The 3,738-nt window shown below is 67.6% G+C and carries 3 protein-coding genes and 2 pseudogenes; 2 read left to right on the forward strand and 3 right to left on the reverse strand.

Features of this window, described 5'->3' with window-relative positions; all coding sequences use genetic code 11:
• Window positions 1-17 precede the first annotated feature (17 nt).
• Window positions 18-1,106 (forward strand): annotated as a pseudogene (locus tag WAW17_RS29300) (MFS transporter).
• A gap of 1 nt (window position 1,107) precedes the next feature.
• On the opposite strand, the gene WAW17_RS29305 reads toward WAW17_RS29300, so the two are convergent.
• Window positions 1,108-2,298 (reverse strand): MFS transporter, encoded by a 1,191-nt coding sequence (locus WAW17_RS29305; RefSeq protein WP_422336360.1) that lies wholly within the window; start codon window positions 2,296-2,298, stop codon window positions 1,108-1,110.
• A 2-nt stretch (window positions 2,299-2,300) separates the two neighbouring features.
• The gene (locus WAW17_RS29310) at window positions 2,301-2,969 is read right to left on the reverse strand and encodes a TetR/AcrR family transcriptional regulator (RefSeq protein WP_422336361.1); all 669 of its coding nucleotides are present in this window, start codon (window positions 2,967-2,969) and stop codon (window positions 2,301-2,303) included.
• 88 nt (window positions 2,970-3,057) lie between these two features.
• Between WAW17_RS29310 and WAW17_RS29315 the strand changes: the two genes are divergently transcribed.
• A complete protein-coding gene (locus WAW17_RS29315; RefSeq protein WP_422336362.1) occupies window positions 3,058-3,591 on the forward strand; it encodes an oxygenase MpaB family protein in 534 nt (177 codons plus the stop codon).
• Between the two features lie 36 nt (window positions 3,592-3,627).
• Here WAW17_RS29315 and WAW17_RS29320 read toward each other — a convergent pair.
• Window positions 3,628-3,738: pseudogene (locus WAW17_RS29320) on the reverse strand (esterase family protein); the annotation flags it as partial.

A 3,738-nucleotide genomic window follows, 5' to 3' on the forward strand; every position in this document is an offset into this window, starting at 1 on the left:
AGGGTAAGGAGATGCGTGTGGACAGTTCCACGTCTACCGTCCGTCCGGGCGGACTCGTCGGTGTGCTCGCGTTCACCGGAATTGTCGCCGCACTCATGCAGACCCTGGTGGTGCCGCTGATCGGCGACCTGCCGCGCCTGCTCGACACCACCGCGTCGAACGCGTCCTGGATCATCACCGCCACTCTGCTGGCGGGTGCCGTGGCCACACCCGTAACCGGACGGCTCGGAGATCTGTACGGCAAGCGTCGCATGATGCTGGTCTGCACGGTGCCACTCATCCTGGGATCGGTGGCCTGCGCTACCGCGTCCTCCCTCGCCCCGATGGTCGCCGGACGCGCTCTGCAGGGTCTGGGCATCGGCATGATCCCGCTGGGACTCAGTGCGCTGCGTGATCTGCTGCCGCCCGAGCGCCTGCACTCCTCCATTGCCCTGCTGAGCTCGTCGATGGGAATCGGTGGAGCCCTCGGGCTGCCCATCGCCGCCGCCGTCGCGCAGAACACCAGCTGGCGAGTGCTGTTCTGGGGGGCCACCGTGCTCAGTGCCCTGATCGCGGTTCTCCTCTGGTCGTTCGTGCCGGCCACCCCCGTGTTGGCCATGGGCCTGTGGATGGCCCCCTCGGGTCTGGTGATGATGGCCGTCTCGCCCTTCGGCGCCCGCTTGTCGTCCACCCGCGGACCCAAGATCACGCTGCTGGCGGGCAGTCTTGTCATTGCTCTCGGCTACGGATCCTCGATCTTCCTGATGGGATCGACCTGGGGTCTGGTCGCGGTCACCGGTATCTGCGCCGCGGGCGTGGGCCTGGCCTACGGTGCCATGCCCGCCCTGGTGATGAGCGCGGTGCCATTGTCCGAAACCGGCTCCGCCAACAGCGTCAACACCCTGATGCGCTCCGTCGGTACCTCGGTGTCGGCCGCCGTGGTGGGCCTGGTCCTGGCGTAGATGAGCATTCAGGTTGCCGGCCATACCGTTCCCACCGAAGGCGGTTTCCGGACGGGCCTGCTGATCGGCTGCGGCGTCGCGCTCGTCGCGGCAGCCATCACCCTCGCCATCCCCGCGGCGAAACGCCCCGTCACCGTGGAAACCCGCGAGGCCGTGAAGGTCTGAGTCACGGTCGGCTGCCCGCGCCTCGTCCGGCAACCAGGAGAACGACGGCGAAGACCGCCCCGGCGGCTCCGGACACCAGAAGCGGCAACCGGCCGTCCTCGAGCCACAGCAAACCCGCCCAGATACCGGCAATCAGGACACCGAGGCCGCTGAACCCCTGGAACACACCCTGCGCCGTCGACTGGCGTTCTTCCGGAACGAGCGTCGAGATCCAGGCCTTCCCGACTCCGTCGGTGCAGGCGGCGAAGAGTCCGTACATTCCGATCAATACCCACGCCGCAACCGGATCCGTGGTCAGCCCGAGGCCCAGATACCCGACGGCGAAGAACACCAGGCCGATCCCGAAGACCGTCGGCTTCGACAACCGGTCGGCGACCAGGCCGGCGGGGTAACTCGCCACGGCGTACACGAAATTGAATCCCACGTACGCAAGGATCACCTCGGTCACCGAGAACCCGATCTCGTTGAGCCGCAACAACAACAGGGCGTCCGGGAAGTTCACGACGCTGAAGGCGAACAGGACCGCCACCACCCGCCAGTACCGGCGCGGCAGTTCGCGTGCTTCGGCGCGGAGCGACCTCCCGGTCCGGCGGACTCGCACGTGCGGCCGTTCATGCACGGCCGCCACGAGCAGCACACTCAGGATCGCCGGCACCACGGCCACCCACAGCAACGGCTGTATCCGATGGTCGAGTAGTTCGTACCCGGCGAGACCGATCAGCGGACCTGCCACCGCACCGAGGGTGTCCATGGTCCGGTGGAAACCGAACGTGCGCCCGCGCGCAGCCTCGGGGACGTCGTCCACCAGCAGGGCGTCCCGCGGTGCGCCGCGCACTCCCTTGCCGAGTCGATCCGTCATCCGGCCCGCCAGCACACCGGGCCAGGCCGTGGCCAGCGCGACCATCACCTTGCCGAGCGCGGCCATTCCGTACCCGGCGGCGATAAGGGGGCGACGGGCGAACCGGTCACCGAGTGGACCGGCCGCGAGCTTGGTCACGGAGGCGGCGCCTTCCGCGGCGCCCTCGACGGCGCCGACCACGCCGGGTGGCGCGCCGAGCACCGTGGTCAGGTAGATCGGCAACAACGGATACAGCAGTTCGCTGGCGGTGTCCTGGAGGAACGACACCGCGGACAGCACCCGCACGTTGCGGGTGAGCCAGCGGCGCCGGCCGGGCGCGAGTTCCTCCGTCATCGTCAGGCCAGGCGACTGCTGGGCGCCGGCTCCGCCGGATCATTCTCCGCCGGATCATTGGTGAGGGTGCGGGCGAGCACGGCCATCAAGGTGTCGGTGAGGCGTTCACGGGGAATCGTGGTCGCCGCACTGACATAGTCGGTGAGGACGGATTCGAGCATCGTGACCAGCACGTACATGACGGCGTCGACGTCGAGGTCGCGCCGGAACTCGCCGGGATTCAGGGCGATGTAGGTGCGTCCGACATCCTCGGCGCGGGTGACGACGTCGGTGATCATGACCGCCAGCTTGATGTGCGGTGCCTCCACGAACAACGGCCGCAACATCTCGCCGCGGCGCTCCAGTGCATGGAACGACGCGGACAGCACTGCCGCGGCCAGGCTCTGCCAGTCGTCGCCCAGGCCGCCGTCGATGGCCTTCCCGATGGCCTGGGTGATCTCGTCTGCCAGCTTGGCGGCGAGCGCTGTCAGGACCTCGTCCTTGTCGGCGAAGTACTGATAGATCGAACCCTTGCTGATCCCGGCCGCGTCAGCGATCCGGCTCGTCGAACATCCGAGGTAACCATGATCGGCCAAAACCTGACCGGCCGCCTCGAGAATTCTGGCCTCGGTCTCGATCGAGCGGGCCTGGCGCGGCTTTTTCCGCTGATGAGAACGCTGCTGGGGAACCATCAACCACCCCTTGCCAATGCGACTTGTATGCGTCCGGACACGTCACGTTAGCTGGCGGTCGAGAAACAGCGAAACGATGGAGACGGTGATGACGGTAGTCGAGCACTCTGCTGCACCCGGCGAGGCTGCACCCGGCGAGGACGACGTGACTGTGCGCGCACCTCGCCCCGAGCGCAAGCCCTTCACACCCGGAACGCATCTGTGGGACGACGTCGGGCTGATCACGTTCTCGCTCACCGCGGGTAGTGCCTTTCTGCTCCAGACCATGCATCCCACGGTCGGCGTCGTCGTCGGCGAACACTCGACATTCCGCACGGATGCGATGGGCCGGGCGCAGCGGAGCATCGCCTCCGTCATGACATGGATCTACGGCGGCGAGGAGGCTCTCGCGGAGGCGGACCGGCTCCGTGTCATGCACAAGACGCTCAACTCCACCGACGAGCACGGCAACGCGCACCACGCGCTGGCGTCCGGACCGTGGGCATGGATCATTCTCACCACACCGCACGCATACACCGTGTCGGCGCAGTACTTCTCACGTAAGCAGTGCTCCCCGAGCGACTGCGCTACTTCCCGATCGCGTACCGGGCACGCCAGGGCGCTCGCGCACAGCAGGAGCTGAGCCGGCTTCTGGTGCACCGGCCCATGTGACGGCGTTTCAGTTCTCGACGCCCATCGACCGGGCCAGGACGGGCCACGACTTGCGCAGGTCCTGTTCCCAGTACCCCCACGAATGGGTTCCGGGTGCGCCGACGTCTGCCGTGACGGG

It is taken from the genome of Rhodococcus sp. (in: high G+C Gram-positive bacteria) (genome assembly GCF_049286785.1).
Taxonomy (GTDB): Bacteria; Actinomycetota; Actinomycetes; order Mycobacteriales; family Mycobacteriaceae; genus Rhodococcus_F.